The organism is Levyella massiliensis (genome assembly GCF_000308275.2).
Lineage (GTDB): Bacteria > Bacillota > Clostridia > Tissierellales > Peptoniphilaceae > Murdochiella > Murdochiella massiliensis_A.
The window spans coordinates 45,436-71,441 of the sequence record NZ_HG529492.1; the positions used below are offsets into that span (position 1 = coordinate 45,436).

A 26,006-nucleotide genomic window follows, 5' to 3' on the forward strand; every position below is an offset into this window, starting at 1 on the left:
GCCGACTGGGCACGGTCGGCTACGCCGTCTGCCCCACGATTTCGACCGTGCCTTTCCCGATTTTTTGCAAAAGGCACGGTCGGTTGCACCGTCTGTGCCGCGATTTCGACCGTGCCTTTGACGTTTTTTTGCAAAAGGCACGGTCGTGCATGACCGCTGCCCCACGTTTTCGACCGTGCCTTTGGCGATTTTTTGCGAAAGGCACGGTCGGTTGCGCCCGCTGCCCTGCGATTTCGACCGTGCCTTTGGCGATTTTTTGTAAAAGGCACGGTCGGTTGCGACCGCTGCCCTGCAATTTCGACCGTGCCTTTGACGATTTTTTGCGAAAGGCACGGTCGGTTACGCCCGCTGCTCTGCGTTTTCGACCGTGCCTTTGCCGCTTTTTTGCAAAAGGCACGGTCGCGGAACTCCTCTAGGCATGGTCGCGCAACTCGGCTGTGCATACGACCGTGCTCTCTACCTCTACTCCAGTATCGCTTTCCACGCCTCCGCCAAATCGTCCAGCCGATAGCGCGCATTGGCAGGACTGGTGGATGGCAGTTTGACGCCGGGGATGCCGGTCTTTTGGGCATGATAGCGTTGATAGTAGCGATACGCGGTGGCGCCGTTGCAATATACGCGGTGAATGGGGGCAGCGGCAAAAAGCGGCTGCAAATCACTGGGAATCACATGACGAATGGTGGCATCGCTGGAGCCGGCAATATCACATTGATAGATGCTGTCGTACATGGCTATGTGATGGCGAAGCAGAAAGGCGTGCCGCTCGGCGATGGTCTCCGGGGTAGACTCGTGAAAGAGGGTCGCCAGCAAAGGCCAGAAGCGATTCAAGGGGTTGCCGTAGTAGAAGCCGTATTGGCGGGTTTTGACTGAGGGGAAGGATCCCAGAATCAGGAGGCGCGAATCGGCGTTGTAAACAGGTTCCAGGGGGTGTACGATGGTTTGCGTTGGTTTTGTTTCGATTTGAGACATGGGTGCTCCGATCCATTTCGTACTTAATGAAACGTTGCGCCGCTAATGACACAGCTCGTCGTAGATTTCATTTTTTAATGTCCATATCCCTGTGTAGGGTTCCTCAATATAGCAAGTGTCCTTGTCTTTATATAGGTAGAATTTTTTCGTGCTGTCCGCAGACTTGCTCAGGTGAAATTCAAGAATGTAATACGTTTCGATATTCGTGGGTTGATCGTTGACGCTTTCCCTTCCTGAATCTTTTGTATTCTCTTTCATGTTCTCCACCAGGGCGGAGATTTTGTCCGCTTGCGTAAGGCGTTTCAAACTTTTTCCTTGGCTTTCGGTGATTTCGATTTGCGAAATATTCTCCGTTGGGGGAAAAGAAATTTTCTTATCCTCTGCGCAAGCACTTAGCAGAAAAAAACACAGCAGACTGAGTAATAGAGCAATCGTCTTTTTCATCTTACCCTCCTTGGCTTTCTTAGCGATGTTTTTGTACCTTTCGTTTCTATTTTCTTGCCATCCAACTACTGTCAGCACACAAAATTCATCCTTCTCCCGTACTCGGATGGCCAGAGGATCCGCCGCAATCAGCGTTCACCCTGCGACTCGACTTTAATGCGCTGTCATGCTCCGAGGGTGCTTAATAATCACCCAGCCGAAAGCATCAAAGACAACGCAGAGAGCCGCCCAAATCAGGCCCGTCAGAAATGCTTCCTGCATTGACGGGCTTTCTAAACCATTGCTATACAAATATCCGAACAAGGTAAAAAACGACTATATTAAAAAACGGATGCCAAGGCTTTGTTTTTTCATATCCCTGACCCATTCTAGGACTTTCCTTCATTGATTTCATATGCAGTACCGCAATGTTAAAAATAGTATGCCCTCCGTTCCTACTCCTTTCCCTTCGTCTTGCCCCATTTTAATGGATTTGAATCACATAGTCTGCCCATTTACGAATTGCCGCATTCGTTCGTTCAAGAAGGGCTTGATGATAGAGCCGATAGCCGCAGGCATCATTTTCTTTCAGGAAAGCAAGTGCCTTTTTGCTGCCAAAGTAAAACCTATCGCGAAGGATACAATAATCGTTTAAGCTCTCCTCAAGAAAGGCAATCGCCCGATAATTTCCCTCGTCATCGTTTTTTTCCGCTCGATGCATCGTCTTTCGGATCCAGTCGATAATCCACTGCTTCTCATCGCTCGGGGTGACGGTATGCTCAAAAACGTAGGCTTTCACCCGTTGCTTCAGCGCAGCGGCCACCCCATCGGTATCATAAATGATATTCCCATCAAATAGAGTAAGAAAAGTCTCTATCGTTTCATGGGCGACTTCCTCTTTCGTATAGATGAAACAATCTAAGGGCGTCCCATCGATACGCGTCGCATCGTGCTTTTGGCATTTTTTATCGACAATGATCAGACAATCAAAATCACTGGTTTCGTCATTGCTGCCATTGTTGAAGGAGCCATAGGTCACGATGGCCAAGGGATTATATTCCGTTTTTAAATAATCGATAAATTTTTGCATTCTTATTTCCTTAATATGGCGATGGGAGGAAGGTGGTTTCCTTCTAGCGGTTGGGGGCAATGCGATGATTACGTCTGCAGACTTCGTTTAGTTGGTCATAGCTATGCAATCGGTTTACGGATAACGCATTCTCCTGCGGTTCGTCTTTCTCCTGCATTTTACCTCATTTTCATAAAAATCGCCCTGCCCCCGTGGAAACGGGAACAAGGCGAACAGAAGAAACAAAGTGAATGCCGAAAACTTGGCAAATACAAAACTGGATGAATGCTAGCAGTCATCATCAATCCTTGTTGACGTCATTGTCTTCTTTATTGCGCTTCTTACGAAGCAACATAAGCAAGGCAATAAACGCGAGCAAGCCGGTACCAATCCAGAGACCTAAACGAATCTTATCGCCGGTGCCCGGTGTGGGCGTCTTCGGATGGACAGGCGGTGTCGGAGGCGTCGGCGTGGACGATGTTGGCGGGTTTTCCGGTGGCGTCGAAGAGGATTCCGGCGGCGTTGTGGAAGAACCTGTCGGTGTCGAAGAGGATTCCTTCGGGGTGGAAGACGATTCCGGCGGTGTCGGAGGCTGGTTGGGCGAATATTTGGGGTTCGCCACAATATCATAAACCCAGGCGGCACTGCTGCCCGCCTTTAGATACTCGGGGACAAAATACAGAACCGGAGACATGGGCGCAAACTGCGAAGCCGCGCCCGCCTTTCCCTCTTGCGTCACAAGGTATACGCCGTGAACCAGATGATCAAAGGAAACCTTCCCTTGTGCATTCGTCGTGGCCGTGCGAACCGCCTTATAGGCCGTTTCGAGTTTTGGCTTGACGTTTGTGTTTGACTCGTGTCCGAGCGCCGTCAAAGCCTTGGGATGCGACTGGATATAGGTCGCGATGTCTTGGCCGGCCCGACGAAGGTCGCTTGACGTCATCTTGGTAAAATCGTAATGCAAGCTCGTCAGCCCCGAGCGAAGGGTATAGTGAGGGCCATCGGCACCCATCGAAAGATCCGCGATGCGAACGAGTCGAAGGGTTGCCCCGTCGAGAGGAGTCGCCGTTTGGCTTTCGTCCTTCGTATAGGTCAAATGCAAGGTAAGGGAGCCCCATTTCGTTGCGTCGTAGGAGCGTACCATGGGATTGTCGCGCCGCGCCAGGGCGTCCATGGGAAAGAGGGTCGCCAGACAGATGACGAAGGCGCCTACAAAAGCGAGGAGCCGCGCCCACACATTGGGCTGGTGTCTTTTTTGAAGATGTTTATTCATGGTTTACTCCTTTATTCCTTGTTGCGATCCGCGACTTCACACTCCTGCCCGTTTTTTCTTCGACTCCGTAGAAGAAGCCCAAAGAGAAAGAAGAGAAGGACGATAACGCCCGCTACGGTGATCTTCCAGTTGGCAATGACCGCATCTAAAACGGCCAGATCTTTTTCCTCGACCGGTGTAGCCTCGTCGGGGATATAGGCGGTTCGCTCGCCGGTAACAAGCAACCGATGACTGTTCACGCCATAGGGCGTACAGGTAAGCAGCGTACAAAGGTCGCGATTCGGTTGAATCGCCAAAAGTTCCGACTGATGGGGCAACACCGTTTGTATATCCACCACTCGGTAGGCAAAGACCGCATCCATAATGTGCAGATAGAAGAGATCGCCCTTTGCCATCTGGTCGAGATCCGTGAAGAGAATCGCCGAAGGCAATCCGCGATGCGCCGAGATGACCGAATGGGTGGATTTTCCGCCAATCGGAAGGGACGTGCCTTCCAGATGTCCCGCCCCACGCTGCAGCGATTCCTCGCCCACCCCGTGAAAGATGGGCAGCTTCACATGGATTTTCGGTATTTCGATCGTCCCCATGATATTATCCCCGGAAGGATTGAGCAACTGATCATAGGGAGCGGTCAGTACATATTCTTCTTCCTCCTTGAAGGCGTCCACGATGATGTTCGTCGTATGCTTTTCATTATACTCGCGCGCCTTATCCCAAATTGCTTTCGACTGATCTTGTGGAAGATTCTTTACCACCTGCGTATACGTACCGACCAGCTTGCTGTTTCGGTAACGGTTCCAAAGATCCGATGCCGGGGGATACAGGAGAAAGCCCAGTCCTCCCAGAATCATGAGGATACACACGAGAATCCAGAAGCGTCGGTGCGATGCTTTTCTCATGAACGCCCGGCCTCCTGTTTCTTTTTCTTCTTTCGCCAGATGAGGTAGGGCGTAAGCCCAACCGTAATTCCGATGGCGGCCGCCAACAAATGAATGCTCAGGCGCGTGGTATCTATGCGAAGATCTTTCGCATCTTCAAAAGCCTTCTTGGCCTCCTCCGGCGTATAGTCCACGCGATGCCCCCGCACCAGAAGGCGCTGGGTATTGACGCCGTACGGCGTGCAGGTAAAGAGCGTGCATAAATCCTTATCCCGGTCGATGGCTAACGACGCAGTTTCCGTCGGTTCCACCTCAATCATCTGATCCACTTCATACGCTAAAAACTCGTTCAGCACCCGAATAAAGAACAGATCGCCCTTTTTCAGCAGATTGAGGTCGGTGAACAGCTTTGCCGAGGGCAACCCGCGGTGCGCCGAAAGAACGGCGTGCGTTCCCTTTCCCCCGACGGGCAACGAAGAGCCCGCCAGATGTCCCACGTTTTGTTGCAGCACCTGGTCGGTGGTGTAGTGAAAGATGGGAATCTTGACGTTAATGGCCGGAATCTCCACTTCCCCCATCATCCCATCGCCGGTCACGTTGAGCAGCGAATCATAGACGGGATCATCATGTTTTTCCCGAAGCGCAAACACATCCGGCACACTTTCTCCCGTCAGCTTCTCATTATATTGACGCGCTTTTTCCAACTCTTTGGCAAAATGATCATCGGGAATGGCTTTAACCACTTCTTGGTAGGTGGTGGACAATTGCTCCGCACGCCACTGGTTAAAGCGATTGCTGATGGTCGGATACAGAAGAACCAAAATTCCGGCAATCAAAAGGAAGATCGCGAGGATTCTGAGTTTTCGATCCTTTTTTGCGGTTTCCCCTTTATCGGGTTCCTCATTCGTTTTGGTCATTTCTTCCCCGGATTCCGAGTTCTTTTTCTGTTCCATATCCGCTCTTTCTGCCGATGGATCCGAAGATCCTACAAGAAATAAGAGGGGCCGCCCCGGAGCCCTCCGGGGCGACGCTCTTACTATTCAACCATGAATCGATTGATCCTTATTCCGTTTATCGTGTGGTTTGCCCGTTCTTCTTGCGAAGGACCGTAACCATCACCGCCGCGCCGGCCAAGAGAGCCACGCCGATGCCGGTGAAGAGATAGGTACCCATACCGCCGGTGGAGGGCAGTCCGGGGATCTTGGTGTTCTTGATCAGGGTATTGTCTTCTGCTGTTTGGGTAACAGTAACTTTCTCAGTAGTATGGTCGAGGGTAAAGGTTGATTCCTTCCCATCAATCACGACAGACCAGGATTTCAGCACGTGTTTTGCCGTATCATACTCAGCTTTGATCACAGCCGTGTAAACCTTATCGTTGAGCTGGTATCCGTTAGGGGCTTTGGTTTCTCTGATATAATAGGTCCCTTCATCTAATCTGCTGAAGGTCATACGGCCGGTTGTATCCGTTGTCGTTGTCCGCAGAGCTTTTGCCGTATTATCTTTAGACGGATCTTTATCATAGAGAGTAAATTCAGCTCCAGCCAACGGATCGTCTGTCCACTTGCTTTTTTCAGTAATCTTTTCTCCATGCTTGGTGATTTCGTGGGTCTTCTCAGAACCCGATCCCTTTGTAAAGCCGTCGATTTCGAAGGTATACTGTCTGGTAATATCTTCATGTTCAGACGTTTTACCGGTCTTCGGATCATTGGTATATTCAACCTTAACCGTATTCTTGTTGGGGATGGCGTTGGTGGTTGCCTGACCATTCAGTTCAGCCTTATAAACCACCTTAACGTCCGTAGCTTTTCCTTCCAACTTTTTCAGATAAGCATCCGTGAAAGTGATGGTGATGACATTGGTATCTTTATTAACTACGACAGTTGCCGCACCCTGGGGAAGGGGTTGACCACCAACAGTAACGGTGATCTCTTCCGCTTTTGGTGCAGTTAATCCCTTGTCCAAAGTATCGGTAATGGTGAATACAAGATTCTTGTCCGTTTTCGGATAGGAAGGAATGGTGGTATCAATGGTAAATTCCGGTTTTTCACCTTGGCCTAAACCAATAACATGGTCCGTTGGATTCGTTGCTTCAGGCTCATTTCCCGTTGGATCTTTTACGGTCTTTTTCAGAGGTACATCGCTCTTCTTCGCGTAAAGAACCGCATCTTCTCCCAGCTTAAACTCGGCTGGTACATTAATCGTACCACCCTTTACCTGTTCACCGCCTTCAGTCGTGTAGCTTATGCCTACCAGCATGGGGTTATAGACCACACCTTTAGTGGAGGTGACCAGAATCATGTAAAGACCGGCCTCTTGGGGGGCAGACTCATAAGCTCCGCCTGCTGCAGCCTGTTTAAGGGGGATTGCCGTTCCCAAATCATCGACCGGCTTATTAAGTAATGCAGACCACTCGCTTGTTTTTGGTTCGCTGGGGTTCGCAAAGGCTTTTTCTATAAGATTTTTATAACCTTTGAATCCACCGTCAGCAGTAAAGTCCGCTTCGGTGAGCTTATAGGCGTTTACTGTTGCACCGTCTTCAACGCCAGTTACGATCAGCTTTGTGGTCGGTTTCGCAGCAAACGAATTTGCCGGCATTAGCGTCACAACCAGCATGAACGCCAGTAAGACAGCTGCCCATTTTTTCAACTGTTTCATCATAATTCCTCTTTTCTTTTCAGGTTCTTGGTCGTTTCCGACCGGCTACGGGTGGACGGGCGGGGCGTTTGCCCCAAGGATCTATCGACAAGGAGATCATTCCAACTGTCTCCGCAAAAACGGGAGACGCTTTCGGGGCCGACCGGACGGGCCTTTGGTCTGTCGGAACAGGCTGAAGGCCAGACCCAGGAGGAAGGCGCCTGCCAAGGTGAAGAGGAAGGTGCCCGGACCTGCGGTGGTCGGCAGGGTGTAGTACAGGTGGTTCACAATATCTAAGCTGATCTGGTCGCTTGCACCCTCTTGGTAAAGAATGACCGGACCGGCTTTGCTGAGCAGACCTTTATCGAGGTAGGGTACCTCATTTTTCCCATCCGTTACCTTGGTAAGGGAGATGGTCCGCTTGTCTTGATCAATTTCGATCTCGTACTGCTGCGTCGTTTTGACGTACCCCGACGGCGGCGTCATTTCGCTCAGGATGTATTTCCCGTTCATGGAACCTGGAATCTCTCGGACATAGGGGCCGGCCTTCGTCAGATCGACCGTGATGGTTTGCAGGTCTTTCAACACCGGGTTGTTATTTCCCGGAGCCGCGCTGACCGCAAAGGTTACGGAGCCCTTGGTAATATCCAGTTTCTTGTCGTCCACCTTTCGAAGCGCCATCTTCATCGGACGGAGATTTCGGATCATATTCTCCCCGACCGGGTCACGTCCGCTGATCTGCAGATTCTTGATCTCCCCGGTTGCCGTATCCACCAGGAAGGTGGCGACTTCTTTAGGGGGAGTGATATAGCCCGCAGGAGCGCCGGTTTCCCATACCTGATAGTAGCCGGGCGCCAGGTTGGTCCAGAAGAATTTTCCATCTTTTCCGCTGGTTCTTGGTCCATTTGGTGACGTGACGACCACGTAGGTTCCATCCACCGTATCCGATTTTCGCAGTTCAAGCGTTGCGCCTTGCAATGGGGTTCCGCTCTCTCCGACCTTGGTAAACTCGATCCGGTTGGGGATGTTCGGGAACTGGAGAACCGGCTTATCAATCGGTGTCTTCCGGTTCCAGACGGCGAGATCATTCTTCTCTTTGCTCTCGATAAGACCGGTGCCGCCCGGATCAGAGACGGTAATGGTTCCATCTTTATCGATATGAATATCCCAAACCACGTTGATGGGGGTGTACCCCTTGGGTGTTAGGACTTCTTCCAAGAAGTAGTCGCCCGGTTTAAGCTTTGTAAAGAGCACTTTTCCATCCGCACCGGTCACGGCATAGTCCTGGAAGCCTTGGTTGTTCGTGAGCTTAAAGCCCGCACCAGGAATGAGCTTGGTGTTGTACTTATCTTCGCCGTCTTTTCCTAAGAGTTCTCGCTTAGTAAGTGTGAGGTTGACCAGATCCTGAGCGCTTGCTCCGCTCGAACCGGTATAGCGGTGGAGGTAGTTCCAGTAGGTCACCGGACCGTCCGTGTTGGTCACGTAATGTTCCCTATTCCAGAAGTCGCGATAGTAGAACTCGGTTTCATGCGACAGCTTCGCGTAGGTGTACAGATCCACCTGATCCTTGGTGTTATCAAAAGGAGCCACCACTTTTACGATATAGCCGAAGCGTCCCCCGTTCGGATAATCCGTATCGACGTCTAACGGAACGCGGATAAACCCGTTTTGATCGGCAACAAAACTCTTCTCCTTCATTACAAGATTCTCGTCCCGCAGATCCATGATGTGGCGCCCATAGCTTGGCGGCATGGTCGCCGTATTGGGATTTCCGGTTGCTGTATACGCATCCGTCTTGTAAACCGAGATCTTCACATCGTTATAGTTCACATCCGATGTTGTGTTTTGTAGCCAGCTTCTGGCCGCCATGTCCAGATAATATTGCGTGGACCAACTGTTGTTGTAGCCGAAAACATAGTAGTACAGCTCAATTTGGCTATTGGTGCGATCCTCGTAGAACCAGCCACCCAAATTGTTCCATAATTCCTGTCGTTTTCCGCGCAGAGGCCAATCATATCCACTGTCCACACGGCCGCCTGTTCCGTAGTAATTTCGGAAATCCACCCAGATACTATCTGACGTTTTGGGCGTATTGCCAATGATGTTCGTGAAGGCAAGACCGGTGCTGTTGGCCACCTTATCGTGATCCACATATACCGGGACGGTTTGATGGATGGTGATGTCGGTTCGGTTGGCGACGTAATCCGTAAGGGTGTAGGTGATCTTCCTTACCACGTTGCCATCTTCATCCAAGGTCTTATCTTTGGTTTCCGCGACTACCTGTCCATGTTCCGTGACAATGTCCTGCACTTTTTCCGCATCGATGCGAATTCCGCCCCAGTTCAAGTGTTCATCCAGCGTAATGGTGAAGGTGTCTCCCGGAATGGCGTCCTCCGGCAGGTGGATGGTGTATTCCATAGAGAAGCGCTGATCCTGCAAAGGACGAATGATGCCGTCCTCATCCGAGGTTTTAAGCGCATACTTCTCCACTTTCAATACGCCATCCAACGATTGTGGTGTTGTCCGCTTCGTCGGCTGATTGGGATCAGGCGTAGGCACCGTCCCATGATCAACCTTAATGGGGTACTTGTCCGGATCATAGCCTGCCTCCGGAACAATGATGGTGTTTCCGATTTCATTGACCACAACGACGTATTTTTCCGTGTTGGCCAGATAGCCCGACGGCGATTGCTTCTCCACCAGATCGTAGACGCCCGGCTGGAGGTGATTGAACGCGATCTTACCATTGGCATCAGTCTTAAAGGGGCCATCGGGCATAACCCAATAGGGGTTGCTATATCGCGTGGCGTAGACGGCCTGATCAAAGGACTCTGGAAGTTCTGCCCCCTTGTGTCTGGTTAAGCTGAAGTAGGCGTCTCTCAATTTGGCACGGTTTCCGCCATCTTTCTTTTCGAACTTATCAATGGAGAATTCCCCTTCAAAGTCCTTCTTTGTATTCTTCACCGTCAGCTCGTTGAGCGTACCCTGATCGGGATTCTGTGTCCAAGAAGCCGTTAGCGTGATGCTGTCATAGATCGCCGTGTTGAAATTAAAGGCATTCCCGGATGCATCTCTCCAGCCGTCAAAGGTATAGCCTTCTTTGGTTGGGTCTGCGGGCTTCTTGATCTTTCCGCCCTTGATTACGATCTGATCGGCTACCGCGCTTCCGCCCGAGGAATTGAAGATAACAGAAACCTCGTCAGGCTGAATCTTTGTCCACTTTGCTGTGTAGGTGGCCGGGGCGGTAATCGCCGTGGTTGGATCAAAGGCGTTCCCGGCTGCATCTTTCCAGCCGTCAAAGGTATAGCCGTCTCTGGCCGCTATGCTCGGCGCGGTGATGTGATCGCCATGCGGAACCTGCGCCGTCTTGAGGATCGTCCCGTGCTCGTCCTGGAAGGTCACCGTGTAGGTGGTGGGAATCCATCGGCCGTAGAAGGCCCGGTTTCCGTAAAAGTGCTGATTGACTAAATCTACATCCACATACCGCCGCTGATAATAATCGTAGACCTGCCAGCCGGAGAAGGTATAACCCAGCTTCGATGCCGGATCGGAAGGAGGAATCTGTGCTTGAGCTAAGCCTTTTCCATACTCCACCTCTCGTGTTTGGGTTTTATCCCTTTCTATAGCAGAGTTATCATTCAGCATATAGAAGTACAGAACCACCGTATTAGCTTTCGCCTCCCAGTTGGGATAGACAACCGTGTCATCGGTGATCACGTCTTTGCCGTCGAATATGTCCCAATTATAGTACCTCCAGTCCGTAAGTTCGTACCCGGGCCGTTTCGGTTTCGGCAAGCCTTCGGGATGCGCCTGAAGATATGTCTGTCCTTGAGGAACTTCACGAGTTTCGATCACCTTTCTGTTCTGGTCGACAAAGTAGACTTTATACACTCTCTCCCATTTGGCAACCAAAGCATGGTCGGCGGTAACGCTCTTGAAGGCCGGATCGTTCATCAAGTCAACGTCCTGTCCGGATTCTTGCCAACCCAAGAACCGGTATTTATCCCTAGTCAAGGTTGGCGTAGAAGTGACAGGCTTTCCGCGACGAACGGTCTCGTCCGAGGAAGCCGGCGTTCCCCCGTTTCCGCCATAGGTCACCAGGTACTGGTCATAGTGATAGACCTGGCTGGTGGCTTCGGCTTGGCGGCTTTCCCAGGAATTATTATCAGTTTCCGCTTTCTTGAGTTTTCCATGATACTTGGCAAAAAGTTGCAAAGGATCGTTGGATTCATTCTGATAGGTTCCCTTAACGATCAACAAATATCTCGTGTGATTGGGGTTCACATCCAGTGCATAGCGATTCGTAGCATTTATCGGAATCATCCTCTGCGAACCGGTTCCTAGCATATTTCCTTTGATCTTGCTGACATTTGTATAGAAGTCCACCGAAGGAAATTTCGTCTTGTTCAGCGAGTATTGGTTAATTTCCGTCAAGGTCACATTGGATTTTGGTTCCAATTCAAGTATGCGCGAGTTTTTGTTACTTACGTCGAGGTACAGGTCTTTCGCATCGATATAAATCCGCGCCTCAAATGTACCCGTGCCGGAGTTCACATTAATGTTCGAGATCTGGGTGAATTTAATGCCCAAATCCACATCCTGGCTTGACTTTTTAATTTGTTGGTTCTTTGTGCTCCCAAGATTTAGATTTTCGTCGGCATAATGCTCTTGTCCACCGCGCATCGGCGTCATCATCGGATTTGACGATGTTCTCGCTTCCGCCGTCTGCACTGCTTCAAAGAGCGTAAGCTTCGGTAGTGTCGTTTCCTCCACTGGAAGCGAACTTGCCGCCAGGCGCAACGCAACCGGAGCCAGCAAAGAGCGTCCTTCACCGGCCATCATCGCTTGAGGCGCATTGGATACCGGCTGCGATAGAGCCTGTGCTGCATTAGTACCGTTGCTACCTTGGGGATCAATCGGCTTCTCTACCTTGTTTGTGACCGCTCCATCTTCAACGGTGATTTCCCAATAGGTTGTCGGCTCCTGATAACCTTCCGGTATCTTCGTTTCCTTTAAGTGGTAGATGCCATCCTTTAACTTATCAAAAATGAATTGGTTCTTGGCCTTTCGGGTGGGCTTGATCCCCGGCTGAATCTCTACCCCGTTTTCTACTTTGACGAGTTCGAATTCCGCCCCTTCCAAAGGCTTACCGTCCTGATCCACCTTGTTGATGAAGAATTCCGTCTGGGAGTTGGTGATGCCTACGACGCTGGGGATTGTCGTCTTTGTTCCGGGTGTTTTTCCAGGTATGGTCAAGTCGGTTGCCGGCACCATGTTGTCGGTTTTAAATTGCTGTGCAAACGTGCTGTAATCCGTGGATGTAAGGAAACGATCATCCTGCGCGCGGCCATCAAAATCTCTTGCCTTCTGGATCCAGTCCTTGACAATCAAAGGTCGAATCGTCGCACCGGAGACGCCATCGATGCTCTCGCCCTTCCAGCCATCCTTCTTCCAATTTTCGTGAATCGGCTGGCCGTACTCGTTAATGGGCATCATCTGCCCCTGCATCTCCTTACCCTTTTCGTCTTTGGGCTTCGGATCCGTAAACGCTACCCAGCCCTTCCGGTACCACATTCCGGGAATCGTGGGGTGGTTACCATAGGACTGTTCCGCAATCACATCGCCATATTTGTCTTTGACATAAGTAGCCGGGTCCACCGGATTTCCGTGTAAATCCTCGCCGTTGGCATCTTTGGGCCGAATAATCAAGGGCTTCCGTCCGTCGGTCTGATAGACAAAGACCTTAAATCCCTCTTGGTCAGCAGTGATATCCTCCGCCGGACGATTTGTCGCGTTCGGGTCCGGCAAAGTATACGGATAAAGCATCTGGCTGTAGGCAACGGCTGCCGCCTGTTTCTTAGCCTCTGCTTCACTAACACCCGAAGACAAGTAGTCTTTCCAGTCTCTGGACTTGGCATGGAGCTCCTTCAGGAAGGAGGTCGGGCGAATCTGGACAATCCACATATAATTCGGCAGGGCAAAGCCCGGTGCCGTTTCGGTTTCTTCCAGATAGAAGTTATAATTCACCGGCAGATTATCAAAGGTGATGATTCCGTTCTCATCTGTGACCAGCTCGGCTCCCGTTGTTACCTGAGTGGTATGCTCGGTCTCGACAATTTCAAAGTTCCGACCCAAGGCGGCCCAGAGCTTAAACTTAGCGCCAGCCAAGGGCTTTCCGTCTCCTTCTTTGGTCTTTTGAACTGAGAAGAAGGTGGATCCGCGATAGTTTCTTACCACATAGGATCCTGTTCCGGGGTCTATCGTAGCGCTGGACATAATATCGGCATCATCCCCCTGCTTCCCCTTGCGGAAGCCGGTGATGATAGTTCCGTTATCGGAGGGCTTGAAATCCGTGATCTGATGGGTCTCTCCCGGATGTTCCTCGGTCGCAGAAGTGAAGAAGGTCAACTTGCTGGTAAATTTATCGTCGTGAACCTCGAGCTCACCCTTGACCTCGATAACATAGAAGTCCGTAGAGGGCAGGCTATCCGTAGAGGGCAGGCCATCCAACTTGATCGCCGACAGGTTAGCCGGCGCTTTGACTTCTTTGACTAAGCTGAGGTCATAGTTTGTTGTATCCAGGGCTTTGTTGAAGTCCATGGGGGCGGGCTTGCGGCCCCCCTGCGTTACCTTCCAAATCTTATAGGACGCATTGACAATCGGGTTATCCGCCGCAGCAGAGAAGAGCCCAAAATTAGCCTCGGTTAAACGCTCGCCGTTGCGGTTCACGTAGATCCGCTGCGTATAGAGCATTTTACGGTTGCCTTGGTTGTGGTCCGTAGCTTCGACCTGCGTAATGGCTGTCTCCACGGAAACATTGTTCTTCATCGTTTTCTGGATGCCCAGAATCCAATCGCCATCCTTCTTGGTTCTTTCCTTGAAGGATTTAATGTCTTTCGGTTTTCCGTCGGCGTCAATGGTAAATGTCGATACCGCCTGAACCGGAAGTTCGTAGCCTAAAACCGGCTTGGTTTCATAAATACCGTAATCGCCCGGGGGCAAGTTCTTAAAGCCGAACTCGCCGTTAGGGCCGGAGACGATTTTTTCATAGCCTTTTACGACGATCGAGCCACTTGGGGTTTCCCGACGCAGCTCAAATTCCGCCTCCGCTAAGGGTGTTTCGATCATGAGGGGGCCGTTCGGACCTTCAATCAGGTTGCCGAATTGGTCTCTCTGCTGTCCGCTTTCGCCCACCTTCTTAAACTTGATTTCATTGGTCGCATTGATGACGGTCAGAACAGGAAGTTCGGTCTCCTCGATCCGGATGAGGTCGTCTTCCGGTCGGTAGCTGGTGACCGTCTCCTCCCGAATGAGAGTGATGTTGTTGCCCTGGTCCTGGGAGGAGGAGCTATCCTTCACAGAATAGTCAATCTCATTTCCATTTTGGTCTTTTAAGGGAAGACTCGAGTAGACGATCTCATAGACGCCTTCCACCGGCTTGCCTTGCGCGTCTTTCTTCTGGACCAGCGTCCGTTTCTCTGATCCGGTATAGCCCAGGCTTGCCAAAGATTTTTCCTGGCCATTCACCTTGGCGACTAGGATGACATCTAAATCCCTTGCCCCAGGCTGGCGGTTATTGAAGACCTTGCGTACCGTAAGGTTTAGTGCCTTGCGCTCATAGACCACGCGCACGACGGGGTACTTCGACTTATCGATCGTCGGTCCTTGGTAATTGCTGTTGGGAGCCGGATCGGCAGTAAACTTAATATTGTTCGGGCCCTGCGTGTTCCCATTGACATCAAAGGTCAAGATGGTCTTTGCCTTTACATCTCCGTTTTTAAGGGAGAAAGTCTCCGTTCCCTCACGATTCGTGGTTACTGTTAAGCCTACCGTACCCGGATAGCCTTCCAGCCCCTTCACTTCAATATTCAGATTCTGCCCCGGATCATTCACATAGGCGGACTGGATACCTGCACCTTTGGTTGTTCCGTTTCCTTCCCACTGAACCGCGCCTGTCGCATAAACCGGATAGGAAATCGCCCGCTTATAGTCGCCCTTTAAGGTGACGTCGTAATCGACAACCAGACGTTCGCCCGAACCCAAAGTAACCGGGCCGGTGCGTAAGGTGGTCATACCGAGCGAGTCGGTGGTAGCGGTCATCTTTACGGTCTGAATAGTGTTGCCCCAACTATCCACAATCTTGGCTCTCTGGGAGCCAAGATTGTGAATGTTGGCAGCCAAAGGAATGACCAGGCTTTCGTTGTTGACCGTATTTTCGACGGTAAATTTAGAATATACGTCAGCAATTCTTCCCTTGAAGGTGGATGCCGCCTCCTCGGAGAGCACGCCCGATCGCAGCTTGTCCTTCATTTCTTGTCGCAGATTCTTCGGAATGGGGCTGCTCGAATCTTTTAAGGTGTTTTCGAGCGTGTTTACTCCACTTGTATTCGTGACCAGATTAATGTAGCGGGAAATGACCCCGGATTTAATCATCCGCTTGAGGTTGTGGTTGTAATAGGCTTCCTCACCCGCAAAGTTGCGGCCGGTGGAGAGGAAGGTAACGACTTTTACCGTATCCTCATGGAGATGACGATAAAGGATGTCATTAGCCGTATAAAGCGCCCGATCCATCCAAGCTCCGGTTTCCGATCGACCGATGGGAACCTGCGTCAGCAAAGCCGGTACATTTCCAATGCGCCAATAGGTATATTGGGTGGAGGCTTCATCATATCCACCATAGATAACGTTGATATAGCCCTGATAGCCCTCTTTGGCCAGTTCGTTGCTGTAGTCCCGAATCCGGTTGTTAAAAAGCGTAAGATTACCGGCGGTTTCCGGAACCAACAGGAAGTAGAGGTCCAGCTCCTTTTTCAGGGTCTGCCCCACTGCCTCATGGTGAATAGCGAACTTCTTATTGTCGGGATCCGCGTCATTAAAGGTCGTCGTCGCCGAAATCTTGTAGTTGTTTCCTGCAGGCGCACCGGCTCCCACGGCAGCAAGGCCCATCATGGGACCCATCTCCAGGAGATTTCCCATGGCTTCCGGCGTGGCCGAGCGGGTAGAGAAGGCCGACCGAGAGCCCGTGGGATTTTGGGTGATGGTCGTCTTTCCGTTATCATCGACGTGAATATGCCAAGAAAGCCCGGAAACAACATACCCTGCCGGAGCCTCCACCTCTTTTAAAGTATAGTCTCCCTTAGGAATATTGTTGACTTCAATCTTTCCGTCCTTGCCCGAGGGCTGGATCATGATTTTTTCGTGGGTGACATCGTTGGTCAAGGTGAAGTAAGCCCCGGACAGGGCTTCCTTCTTCTCGTTGACCTTCAAAATCCGGATACGCCCGCTCTTGGAATAGGCCTGGTTGCCCACCTTGACCGTCGGCACAGCGACCCGATCCCGAATTGCCGGGATGGGGAAGTCTTCGGTACGGCCGTTGTTGACCAAGGTCGTCGTATTATTGGTAGGGGTAAAGTTTCCGTTCCGGTAGCTGTCTTTAAGACGAACGGAATAGTAGAGGGAAACCGACTCGTCCTTTCCGAGTGTAAGTCCCTCCATCTTGAATTTTCGGTCCTTCTCGTCATACGTCAGCTTGACGTCTTTCAGCAAGCCTTCTGTCGGCGCTTTGCCGTTTTTATAGATGGATCCGTCGGAAGCAACCAGGACATAGTCCTTCTCGTTAAAGACGCCGTCCTCGCCTAAATAGAGATCGACACCATCGCCCATGGGATCTGTCACGACCGCTTTCTCAATGGAAGGCGTGGTCGTCTTTTGGCTGTTCAGGTAAAACTGTTTGGACACTTCATCGTAAATGCTGGTGACCGCATTGTCGGTATTCCCGGTCTTTCCTAAACCGGAGTAGTTTTGCGGCGAGGAAGCCATTTGGGGGAAGAAGAATTTCTCCTGACCATTGAACCAGCCGGCATTGTTGAGTGTCTGGAGGTTATAGCCAATGGTGGTGACTTTGATTTTTTTATCGGTAAGGTCACGAACGGTAGAAACTGTCGCATAGACGTTGTCTAAAACCTCATCGCTACCGGCTGTATAAGAGGCATACGCCAATTGGTTGGTATCCCCCTTGGAGGTGCCAAATTGATAGTAGGTGCCGTCGCCGCGGAGGGTATTCGTTTCAAAGCCCGAAGCGCGCCCATTATACTTTAAACCACTATCAGAAACATCGTTGTAGTTGTCGGGAATTTTAGAATTCGGCTTATAGATGCGCCCCCAGTCACTTCCGTCCGGTCTTTTGCCATTGTCCTTTGAACCCTTCGCTTTAAAGGAAAGAGTCGGGCCACCGTCGGTGATTAAGATGATGTGCTTGTTGGTGCCGTGTCCCTTGGCAAGAATCTCCTCTGCACGCAAAAGGGCACGCTGCGTGAAGGTTCCGCCCCCAAAACGGTTTGTGTTGAATTTAGAATCGGCGGCCAGCTTTCCGGGGGAAGTTAACTCCACGCTGGAGGTTACTGCCGGATCGTTATCATATTTACCATTCTTTTCGTAGGGGTTCCACCAGCGGTAATCGCTGAAGTTGTCGTTTCGTGCAGATGCATTTTTGTTTTTATCCACCGTAATACCGGCATATTCCACATAGCCCATATTGACATTCGAAAAGTTGGAAAATGCGGAGACAATGTTGCGAACCTGGTTTCGTACCTGGTCTTCATTTCGCGAGGTTTTGATGGAACCGGAGTGGTCGACAACCAGGACGATGTCCGTGCTTTCGCCGCCGGCAAAAGAGGATCGTCCTCGACCTTGAACGGTCAATTCCACTTGGTATTCATTCTGGTTCTTATCCACGGTATTGAGGATGCGCTTGGAAATATCCCCAACCTGGTTTTCGTCTTTGGCTTTTTCTGCGTCCGTCAAACCGTTCCGGGTGTAGATGGTCTTTTGGAAGGGGACGGGGTTTCTTGCCTTCTCGTTAGTAATGGTACGAGCTTTAGCGCCTTCCCCATCTTTTACGAATTCCTGTCCCGTCTGGAGCGTTTTCGGGAAACCGGCGTTTGCCGGATTGGTGACACCCGAACCCACCAGGATGGTCTTTCCGTCGCTGGAGACTTCAACCTTCCAAGTCTCGGTCGACGGTTCATAACGATCCGGCGCCTGGGTTTCTTTTAAGGTATAGGTGCCGGCAGGAATATCTTTAAAGATCAGTTTTCCATTCGCATCTGTCTTAAGTGAGCGTTCCGGATTCAATTCCTGGCCATTGTCCATGGTCCCGGACAGGGTGAACTGCGCGCCTTCCAGCGGATTTCCAGCAGCATCCGTTTTCTCTAGGTTGAACTCGCCGCCGATCTTACTGTTGTCGATCTTCGTGTTGAGAACGTTCTTTCCCAAAATAGTCTGATCCATCCGATAGCCGGGCAGAGCCCCGCCGGCAGACATCTGCACTTCTTTTACCGTATACGTAATTTCTTTCCCGGACTGATCAAAGCGAGGAAGATTCGTAAAGCTGTATTTCCAGTCGGTCGCTTCCGAAACCGTGGCACGATACTGCGTTTCCCGGCCGTTGGCCAACAGAATTACGTGGATAATGGCCGGTCGTTTCAAAAGATCCTGACTGTCGTTGTACCAGATCTTGTTTCCGGTAACCGTCACGGTTCCGCCCGGCCCTTCGGGAGTCGAAATTTCATGCACGTCAATATTGACGACACCATTTACAATCCGATAGGTGGCGTAATATTCCGGATGATCCTTGAGTTCAATCCGGTAATCAATCTGTTCATGGTTCGCATCATACTTGGGTAGATCTTTAAACCGGTAGATCTGGCCGATCTTCTCCGGTGTCCGTGCCGATTCCACGCCGTTTTCCTTGAGGATGACCTTGGCATCCGGAACCGGCGTCACATTGCCCCAATTGATTACCGCATCCATGTTATAGGTTACTGACCCGATGTCCTTTAAGGGGTTGGGAATCAGGTAGATGTCCTGGTTGGTATCGTGGGGCAAGGGTTGGACAACGATGGGTGTCCGCGCATTGGGCATCAAGTGATAGGCATCGGTTGTCAGTTGCTCAATGGTATAGTTCCCCGGACGAACATGGAAGGTGATCTTTCCCTGGCCGTCCGTGCGAAGGGTGCCGATGTCTTTAATGACTTCACCGCGCTCATCCAGAATCTGGAACGCCGAGCCAATGATGGAAACCTGCTGGTCGCCCTTCTCATGGTTGTAGACCGTGATGGTAACCGCTTGATTGGTATTTTTCGACAGGTAAACATCCAGTTTTTCCTTGTACTTCACGCCCCCGTTTACTTTGAGCGGCTGGCCATTGTCGTCTTGGAATCGAATATCGGAATAGGTCGCTCCACTGCCTGATGTAAAAGCATATTCATATGGTGCCTTAACCACAACCACCTCATAGATATATTTGGGAAGGAGATCGTTAAAGACAAAGTGGCCTTGCTCATCCGTATAGGCCGTCCGGTTCATCGAAGGAACAGAATTCCCCTTGGTGCCATGATTGTTTTCATACGCCAAAAGTTCCAACTCCACGCCGGCAATTTTTATCGTTCGGTTATCGTTGTCAACAGCCGTACCTTCAATGTAATAGAGTTGGGTACCAAAGTCTTTGGCGTTATCAATGCGAACATACTTTGACGTCTCAATGGCCGAGAAACGGAACGTAATCTTATATTGATTGGGAAAATAGCCCTTCGGAGCCGAAACTTGGACAACTTCATAGTTGCCTACATTGCAATTCTCTACTACGGCCTGGCCGTCTTCACCGGTCGTGACTTCCCTGACCATGCCGGGGCCTGTGATCCGCACCACGGCGCCCGGAATCTTCACGCCCTTATTGTCCCGATCTACCACCTCAATGATGATGGGACGCTTGGTCGTGTACGGATTGAGCGGCGCGCCCATGGGCTGCAGCAAATTGGTGATCGTTCCTTCTTCCAACGTCTTGCGCAACGACGCATTTTCTTCTAGCGTCTTGCCCAATGGCAGGAGCTCAGCGGTTTTTGCGGCGGCCTCTGCCGCTTCGTTTGCTGTTTTTTCGTCGATGCGTGAGGGTGCTCTTTCTGCGTTTTCATCCGTCGCATTGGCGGCGGATGCGGTGTTCTTCTCTTCCGCCTCTTCCTCGGTGGTAGAGGGGGCTGCATTTTCGGAGGGCTTTGTCTCCGTGGGGGGTTGAGGCGCTTCGGAAGCGGTCGTCTTTTCTTCCGCTTTCACGGTCTCGCTTGCCATGGTGATCGCAAACTGACCGGGTTGAATCGAAAGCGTGGCCGCTTTGCGGGCGTTCTGCAACGCTTCACCGGTTAATCCTTTTTCTTCGATTTCGGTTAATTGTTTTTCGTATTGGGCAAGCGAACGCTGGTCCACAGCTTTGAAATCGTAGAAGCCATCTTGGGACAGCACGAAATCATAGACCATGATCTGCGCCTGCTCTTTTTGTTTGGCATCGGTTGCGTTAGAGGTTGGCGCCTGGTAGGCGGTTTCTTTTTTATCCTGATTCGGCGCGACAAAGAGAACGCGCTTTTCTTGTTCCTGTTGCGGATTTTCTTGTTGCTGTTTTTGCGGGAACACATGGGTGACGGGAGTCGTGTTTTCATCCGTCGCGGTAAGATCCGCTTTTCCATTCACTTGAATACGTTTCGTGATTTTCTGTTCCCCAAAAACGGAAATCATATCCAGGGTATAGACGCGTCCTTCGAGTTCCTTGGCTACGTCTTTGAGTGCTTTTTTATCGATGCTCTTTGCCGCTTTCGCCGCATTAATTTTTGCCACCATTGCTTCGTCGCGATGAATGGGCGTCGTAATGGTCGTTAAGAAGAAGCCGTCTTTGTTGGCTTCTTTGGTTTCGATGTCATACAGGAAAAGAGGGGCTTTGTCGGTCTGACGGGCGCGCGCCGCTTCGCGTGCCTTCATGGCCGCTTCTTCGCCGGGGGCATAGGTGCGGTTACCAATCACCGGTTGGTCGAGGTTGTCGCCATTGGCAACCACAAACGCCTGATGAGCGGTTTTTTCTTTGGGAGCAAAATAGGTCAAAACCCAGGATATGGATGCGGGGATGCCATCCGTATCACGATTTACGATATAGTTGACGCGCGCTAAACTCTTCGTTCCATTCAAGTCGACATCTTGAATGGGAAGCGCCTTTCCGCCGGTCAGAGGATTCTTTTCCATCTCGCGGCGAACGGCTTCTAAGGTTTGCGCGTCCTTTTCTTCCTGATTCTGCGCTGGGGATTCCTGTCCGGTCGTTTCTGCTGCCTGCTCGGTTTTAGCAGAGGAAGGCAAGGCTTCTCCGTTTTGCTCTCCGCTTACGGAAGAGGTGGATGTGATGTCGGATCCGGTGACGATGGTTTGTGATTCGGATCCTGAAAGAGCGGGATCCTCCGTTCCCTCTTTCGGAGGCTCTGCCGGTAACAGCCGTTTGGTTAGGGAGGGCAGCGCTTTAGCGCTTTCCGCGACGAAAAGTCGAGACTGTGCGTCACTATACGCATCCTGCCGTCTGGCCTCACTGACCATGCCAAAACCGCCCACCGGAACACCGGTAAGGAGCAGGATTATGGCGAGCAATAATGAAAGAACTCTCTCTGTCTTTTTCATGACAATCCCCTTTAACCTGACTATTTTGCACCTTGCTGAAACATAAGCTGAGCGGTTTTCAATTTCATCTAAGCCGCTTTTTTGTTTTCTCTTTTTGGTTTCTCAAGAAGGACGGCTGTTTTGTTCTTTTCGTATGAACAAGATAGGCGACCCGCTATAAATCCATATAAAAATTATAGTGGATGAAAACACTCGCATTTCTTATGTTTTCTTTTCTATTGAAAAAAGATAAAAAAACTGGCGATTCTATTGACAAATAAGACGAAAATATTGCTTATTCTGCGTTTTCGCATTGCCTAAAACGGGATATTACTAGCGCTCTCTAAAATTTTTAAAAATTTGCAAAATCGTGAGAATGGCTTATTATAAGGGATAGAAGGCCTCTTAAAGTCTCTTATTGGCGTTTTTGGGATCATTCTGCCAATATTTGAGACGTTTCCTTTTGGAAGAACGAGGAAGGGGAGAATCCATGCATTATTTGGTTGGTTCGGTTTTAGATCGCAGGCTTCAGTTGGTGGAAAGGCTGACGAGTCTTGCTTCGCCACAATCGATACAAGAGCTCGCCCGTGCATTGAACACCAGCGGCCGAACATTGGCTAACGACGTCCTGGTGATCAACCGCGCCTGGACACCGGTAGAGATCACCATGACGGGTGATTTGCTTTCGATCGCTTATCGGCCCGGGTTTAATCTGCGCGATGTGTATCGCATGATTTTGAAGCGCGAGCCCATTTTTCGTCTGCTGCGCGCCCTTATTCTTTATCCCGAAACGCCTACGTCGGAATTGACGAAATTGGCCACGATGTCTGAGGCCTCCCTCTATCGAAACATAAAGATCTTTAATACCTCGTTTTTTCCGCAACTCGGCATTTCCATTGCCTCGAATCCGTTCCATTTGGAAGGGGAGCGAACGCACGTGCTCCTGTTTTCTTCGATTTTTCTATGCAAGCAAACGCGCATAGATGACTGGCCTTTTACGGACTACCCCAGGCAAGAGGTGGAAGAGTTTCTATCGCGAATCCTGAACTCTGTTCACATGGTAATCCATTTTTCAGAATTTCGGATGCTGTGCTTCTATGTGGTTCTCTCTATGATTTGGGCCAAAACTTGTCGGAAGACGGAAGACTTTACCATAGCACCCCCCCTCGACAAAAATTTAACGAATTCTCGTGCGCAGGAAGTAACCGATATTCCTCCTAACTTGCAAGCAATCGTGGATAAGGTGAAGCATTTTGAGACGGTCTTCTCCTTCCCTATGACGCGCACCTCACTCCTCTATCTTTTCTCTCTGTTCTTTCGCAAAGGGTTTTGCCTTACCTACCGTTCGTTTTTGGACCAGGCGGGTGCGGATCCGGAAATCAATAAATCTTTTTTCTATCTGATTAAGGTGCTGTATGAGCTGGAAAAGACATACGGCATTAAACCGAAAGATCGCCATGAGATCCTTCGTGAGCTGCATAACACGTTGTATTGTCAGTACATGGAACCGGATATGGCGCCGTTTTTCACGATGAACGACGACCACTTTCACGCATGGCTCAGCCGAAACGTAACCGGTCTGCCGTTGGACCTTAAGAATAAGATTCGCGGCTATTTCATCCACATGAATCTTCCGGTCATGGAGCCGCTTGTGGACAGTTGTGTCTTTTATCTGTTTATGAAGTGGGGACGTTTGATTTACCGACAGCTGTCACCAGCCGAACCCATTTCCCTGCTCATCCTTTCTTCCATGGGGCAGGAACACGCGCAGACGCTCCGGGAAATGGTGGAAATGCAGACCTATCTGCCTCTTCGCATTGATATTTTTGAGGGACCTCGATTTAATGGTCCCAAGCTTCTTCACGCGGGTTACGATATTGTTTGGTCCAACTTTTCGATTCCGGATTGCGAAAACGATGCGAATGATCTTCCTTGGACCAAGGAAGCCAGCGAATTGGTTCTTTATACTCTTTATCCCAATCAAAAGGATATGCTTGCACTTCGCCGTGCGATCGTGGCCAAAGCGAAAACGCATGAGGAGGGTTATTTCGTATGAAAGGCTTGGTCAGTAAAAAAATGGAACGTCTTTTGGACTTGATTACCTGTTTTGAAGTCCATGACGGGGAGTTGGATATCAATACTGCTGCGGAGGCATTGGATTGTCCGGCAACGACCCTATTGATGGATATTCTTCAGGCCAATACGACGTTTTCGACTATTTTTCAAATTGAACGGGACAACAAGATTCGCCTGGTGTATAAAAATGGAAATTCCTATCCGGATGTTTTTTCTCTGGTCATGAAACAGGATCCCATCTGTTCTCTCTTGGAAAAAGTGTTTTTTCATTCGGACTTGGATGTCGCAGCTATGACAAACGACTTATATGTCTCCCCGTCCACGATTTATCGCTGGGTAGAGCAATTTAATAGTGCGGTGTCCGGCTCCTATGCGGTACATCTGGAGACGCACCCCCTCGTGCTCACGGGAGAGGAAGCCGAAGTCCGTTCCTTCTATACGAGTTTCTTCAAAGAACGCTATTCTCTTTATGAGTGGCCTTTCCCGGCGGTTTCAAAAAAAGAACTTTCCCGTTTTCTGAATGAGACGCTCCCCATGGAGTACGGTAAAAAGTTCCTTCATTATTATGAATGCTTTCATATCCAATTAGCGGTAACGCTGCAACGCTTTTCGCAAGGGTTCCGCCTTCCGGATGAGAATCTTATGCAAAATACACGAGCGCAGCAGATGGCAAAGGCAATTATCGCGAAAGGCATTCGCTCTTCTTTCTCTTTTTTCCCTGTGGAAAAGGAAGACGACGATGTCCGCTTTTGTCAGGAGCTTCTTGCCCCCTTCGTCAGCGATCGGGACGCCGAGTCGTTTGAAGTTCTTCTGGACCTGACGACAAGAGACCCCCTTGCCAACAATCTCTTTCTCTACATCAATAAGCTGATCGCCTATCTGTGTCAGGAGTTTCCGGTGGAGCTGGATAACGAGAGTGCCTTAATCCTTGCTCTCTACAATGCCCTCATGGGCACCTTCGGCAAAACCGTCAGTCGTTCCTTTTTGTATTCTCCTTATCGCATTTATCAGGAGTCGATTCGCGTAAAGTTCCCCAGCGTCTGCAACCAAATTCTGCGGATCATTCGCACGCAAAATGAACTATTCGATCTTTCCGTCGACCCCGATTTTTTGGGCTACGTGTTCTATGTCATCTGGTCCACATGGGAAAACCTGAGCAACCAGCTTGTTCAAAAGCCCCGAAAAATCAAAATTCTGGTCATCAGTAAGTTTTCTTCCTTTCATGCTCTTTCCCTTCGATCCCAAATTCTATTTTACTTTGGGAGCATCGCGGAAGTCAGTATTCCCAAGGATTCGCCCATCTTTCTGGACGCCATAGACCTTTCCCGCTACGATCTTCTGGTGTCCAACTTCAAAATCGCCGACAGTCCCATTCCCACCGTTTTCTGTAACGGCATCGATTCCTACGCCGCCTATTCCGCCTTGTCGAAAGCCATCTCGGCGCGACTCTGATTTTGACGTAGGCGGCGTGGGGGGCCAGTCGCCTTGTCTCCTTGCCAGCCAGCCCTTTCTATTCAATCGTCCATTCGATCGTCACCGTGTCATCCACATCAATATCGTCCGCTTCAATATCAATATCGTAAGCGTCGTCGGGTGTAGCAAGTAAGGATTTTGTCATGAACCCCTCAACAGGGTGCGAAACGATTTGTAACTCTCCCCAAGAATAATCAATGCGTTCAATCTCTCCCAGTTTCACCCCGGCAGACTCGGCCAAAATCTCCGCTTTCGCTCGAGAATCGGCAACGGCTTTCTTAAGAAGCTCGTTTTTAACATCCTCCGGATGGGAGACGGTGTAATGGATGGTAAATTCGACTTTCACGGGACAATGGGACAGGGCATACAGTGTGCGACCGAGTTGTCGATTGTCATTCGGGAATTTAATTTCGGTATGATGCGTAAACTTATAGCCTATAAACCTTCTCTTATAATCATCGTTCTTGTCCCGATAGCTTTCATATTCGGATTGAATGGAAAAATGTTTTGTTTTGAGATCCTTTCCGGAAAGACCGGATTTTTCCAAGGATTCCTTCAGTACTTTTGTCTGATCGGCGGATTCTTGTATCGCTTTTTCATACTCCGAATAAACACCCTCTGCCTCAATAGCCAAACAAATGGTATCCGGCTTAACCGAAAGACTGCCCTTTCCGGTCACTTTGATCGTTCTTCCCATTGTTTTTCCTCCTTAAAATCGGTTCCGTGCTTATACTTTCAATCCTTA

Annotated in this window: 11 protein-coding genes; 2 read left to right on the plus strand and 9 right to left on the minus strand. The window is 50.2% G+C overall.

Annotation, left to right across the window (positions count from 1 at the left end):
* Positions 1-462 precede the first annotated feature (462 nt).
* The 8 genes from BN98_RS07275 to BN98_RS07315 all read right to left on the minus strand — a co-directional run bounded on the left by BN98_RS07275 (position 463) and on the right by BN98_RS07315 (position 21,733).
* On the minus strand, positions 463-969 hold the full coding sequence (locus tag BN98_RS07275) for a DNA-deoxyinosine glycosylase (RefSeq protein ID WP_019189387.1): 507 nt from the start codon (positions 967-969) through the stop codon (positions 463-465).
* A 42-nt stretch (positions 970-1,011) separates the two neighbouring features.
* Positions 1,012-1,413: a DUF5301 domain-containing protein gene (locus BN98_RS07280; protein WP_019189386.1), complete on the minus strand. Its 402-nt coding sequence runs from the start codon at positions 1,411-1,413 to the stop codon at positions 1,012-1,014.
* 463 nt (positions 1,414-1,876) lie between these two features.
* Complete coding sequence (locus tag BN98_RS07285; protein WP_019189384.1) at positions 1,877-2,482, minus strand: nucleotidyltransferase domain-containing protein; 606 nt, start codon at positions 2,480-2,482, stop codon at positions 1,877-1,879.
* Between the two features lie 280 nt (positions 2,483-2,762).
* Positions 2,763-3,734: an isopeptide-forming domain-containing protein gene (locus tag BN98_RS08340; protein WP_019189383.1), complete on the minus strand. Its 972-nt coding sequence runs from the start codon at positions 3,732-3,734 to the stop codon at positions 2,763-2,765.
* Between the two features lie 11 nt (positions 3,735-3,745).
* Entirely contained in the window at positions 3,746-4,633 is an 888-nt protein-coding gene (locus BN98_RS07300) for a class C sortase (protein ID WP_019189382.1), read from the minus strand.
* Positions 4,630-5,565 carry a class C sortase gene (locus BN98_RS07305; protein WP_019189381.1) on the minus strand — a complete coding sequence of 312 codons (936 nt, stop codon included), beginning with the start codon at positions 5,563-5,565 and terminating at the stop codon, positions 4,630-4,632. Before BN98_RS07305 ends, BN98_RS07300 begins: the two co-directional genes overlap by 4 nt.
* A gap of 118 nt (positions 5,566-5,683) precedes the next feature.
* On the minus strand, positions 5,684-7,270 hold the full coding sequence (locus BN98_RS07310; protein ID WP_040942865.1) for a SpaH/EbpB family LPXTG-anchored major pilin: 1,587 nt from the start codon (positions 7,268-7,270) through the stop codon (positions 5,684-5,686).
* Between the two features lie 93 nt (positions 7,271-7,363).
* Entirely contained in the window at positions 7,364-21,733 is a 14,370-nt protein-coding gene (locus tag BN98_RS07315; RefSeq protein WP_019189379.1) for a SpaA isopeptide-forming pilin-related protein, read from the minus strand.
* A 469-nt stretch (positions 21,734-22,202) separates the two neighbouring features.
* Here BN98_RS07315 and BN98_RS07320 point away from each other — a divergent pair, with 469 nt between their 5' ends.
* On the plus strand, positions 22,203-23,768 hold the full coding sequence (locus BN98_RS07320; protein WP_019189378.1) for an AcpB/EbpR/MafR family transcriptional regulator: 1,566 nt from the start codon (positions 22,203-22,205) through the stop codon (positions 23,766-23,768).
* Complete coding sequence (locus BN98_RS07325; protein ID WP_019189377.1) at positions 23,765-25,240, plus strand: AcpB/EbpR/MafR family transcriptional regulator; 1,476 nt, start codon at positions 23,765-23,767, stop codon at positions 25,238-25,240. The genes BN98_RS07320 and BN98_RS07325 overlap by 4 nt, the downstream gene beginning before the upstream one ends.
* Positions 25,241-25,298: 58 nt before the next feature.
* On the opposite strand, the gene BN98_RS07330 is transcribed toward BN98_RS07325, so the two are convergent.
* A complete protein-coding gene (locus BN98_RS07330) occupies positions 25,299-25,958 on the minus strand; it encodes an SIMPL domain-containing protein (protein WP_019189376.1) in 660 nt (219 codons plus the stop codon).
* Positions 25,959-26,006 lie beyond the last annotated feature (48 nt).

Bases quoted from the DNA above. Each gene is read 5' to 3' on its own strand.
- BN98_RS07275 (WP_019189387.1), bottom strand. From the start codon at position 969: ATGTCTCAAATCGAAACAAAACCAACGCAAACCATCGTACACCCCCTG.
- BN98_RS07280 (WP_019189386.1), bottom strand. From the start codon at position 1,413: ATGAAAAAGACGATTGCTCTATTACTCAGTCTGCTGTGTTTTTTTCTG.
- BN98_RS07285 (WP_019189384.1), bottom strand. From the start codon at position 2,482: ATGCAAAAATTTATCGATTATTTAAAAACGGAATATAATCCCTTGGCC.
- BN98_RS08340 (WP_019189383.1), bottom strand. From the start codon at position 3,734: ATGAATAAACATCTTCAAAAAAGACACCAGCCCAATGTGTGGGCGCGG.
- BN98_RS07300 (WP_019189382.1), bottom strand. From the start codon at position 4,633: ATGAGAAAAGCATCGCACCGACGCTTCTGGATTCTCGTGTGTATCCTC.
- BN98_RS07305 (WP_019189381.1), bottom strand. From the start codon at position 5,565: ATGGAACAGAAAAAGAACTCGGAATCCGGGGAAGAAATGACCAAAACG.
- BN98_RS07310 (WP_040942865.1), bottom strand. From the start codon at position 7,270: ATGATGAAACAGTTGAAAAAATGGGCAGCTGTCTTACTGGCGTTCATG.
- BN98_RS07315 (WP_019189379.1), bottom strand. From the start codon at position 21,733: ATGAAAAAGACAGAGAGAGTTCTTTCATTATTGCTCGCCATAATCCTG.
- BN98_RS07320 (WP_019189378.1), top strand. From the start codon at position 22,203: ATGCATTATTTGGTTGGTTCGGTTTTAGATCGCAGGCTTCAGTTGGTG.
- BN98_RS07325 (WP_019189377.1), top strand. From the start codon at position 23,765: ATGAAAGGCTTGGTCAGTAAAAAAATGGAACGTCTTTTGGACTTGATT.
- BN98_RS07330 (WP_019189376.1), bottom strand. From the start codon at position 25,958: ATGGGAAGAACGATCAAAGTGACCGGAAAGGGCAGTCTTTCGGTTAAG.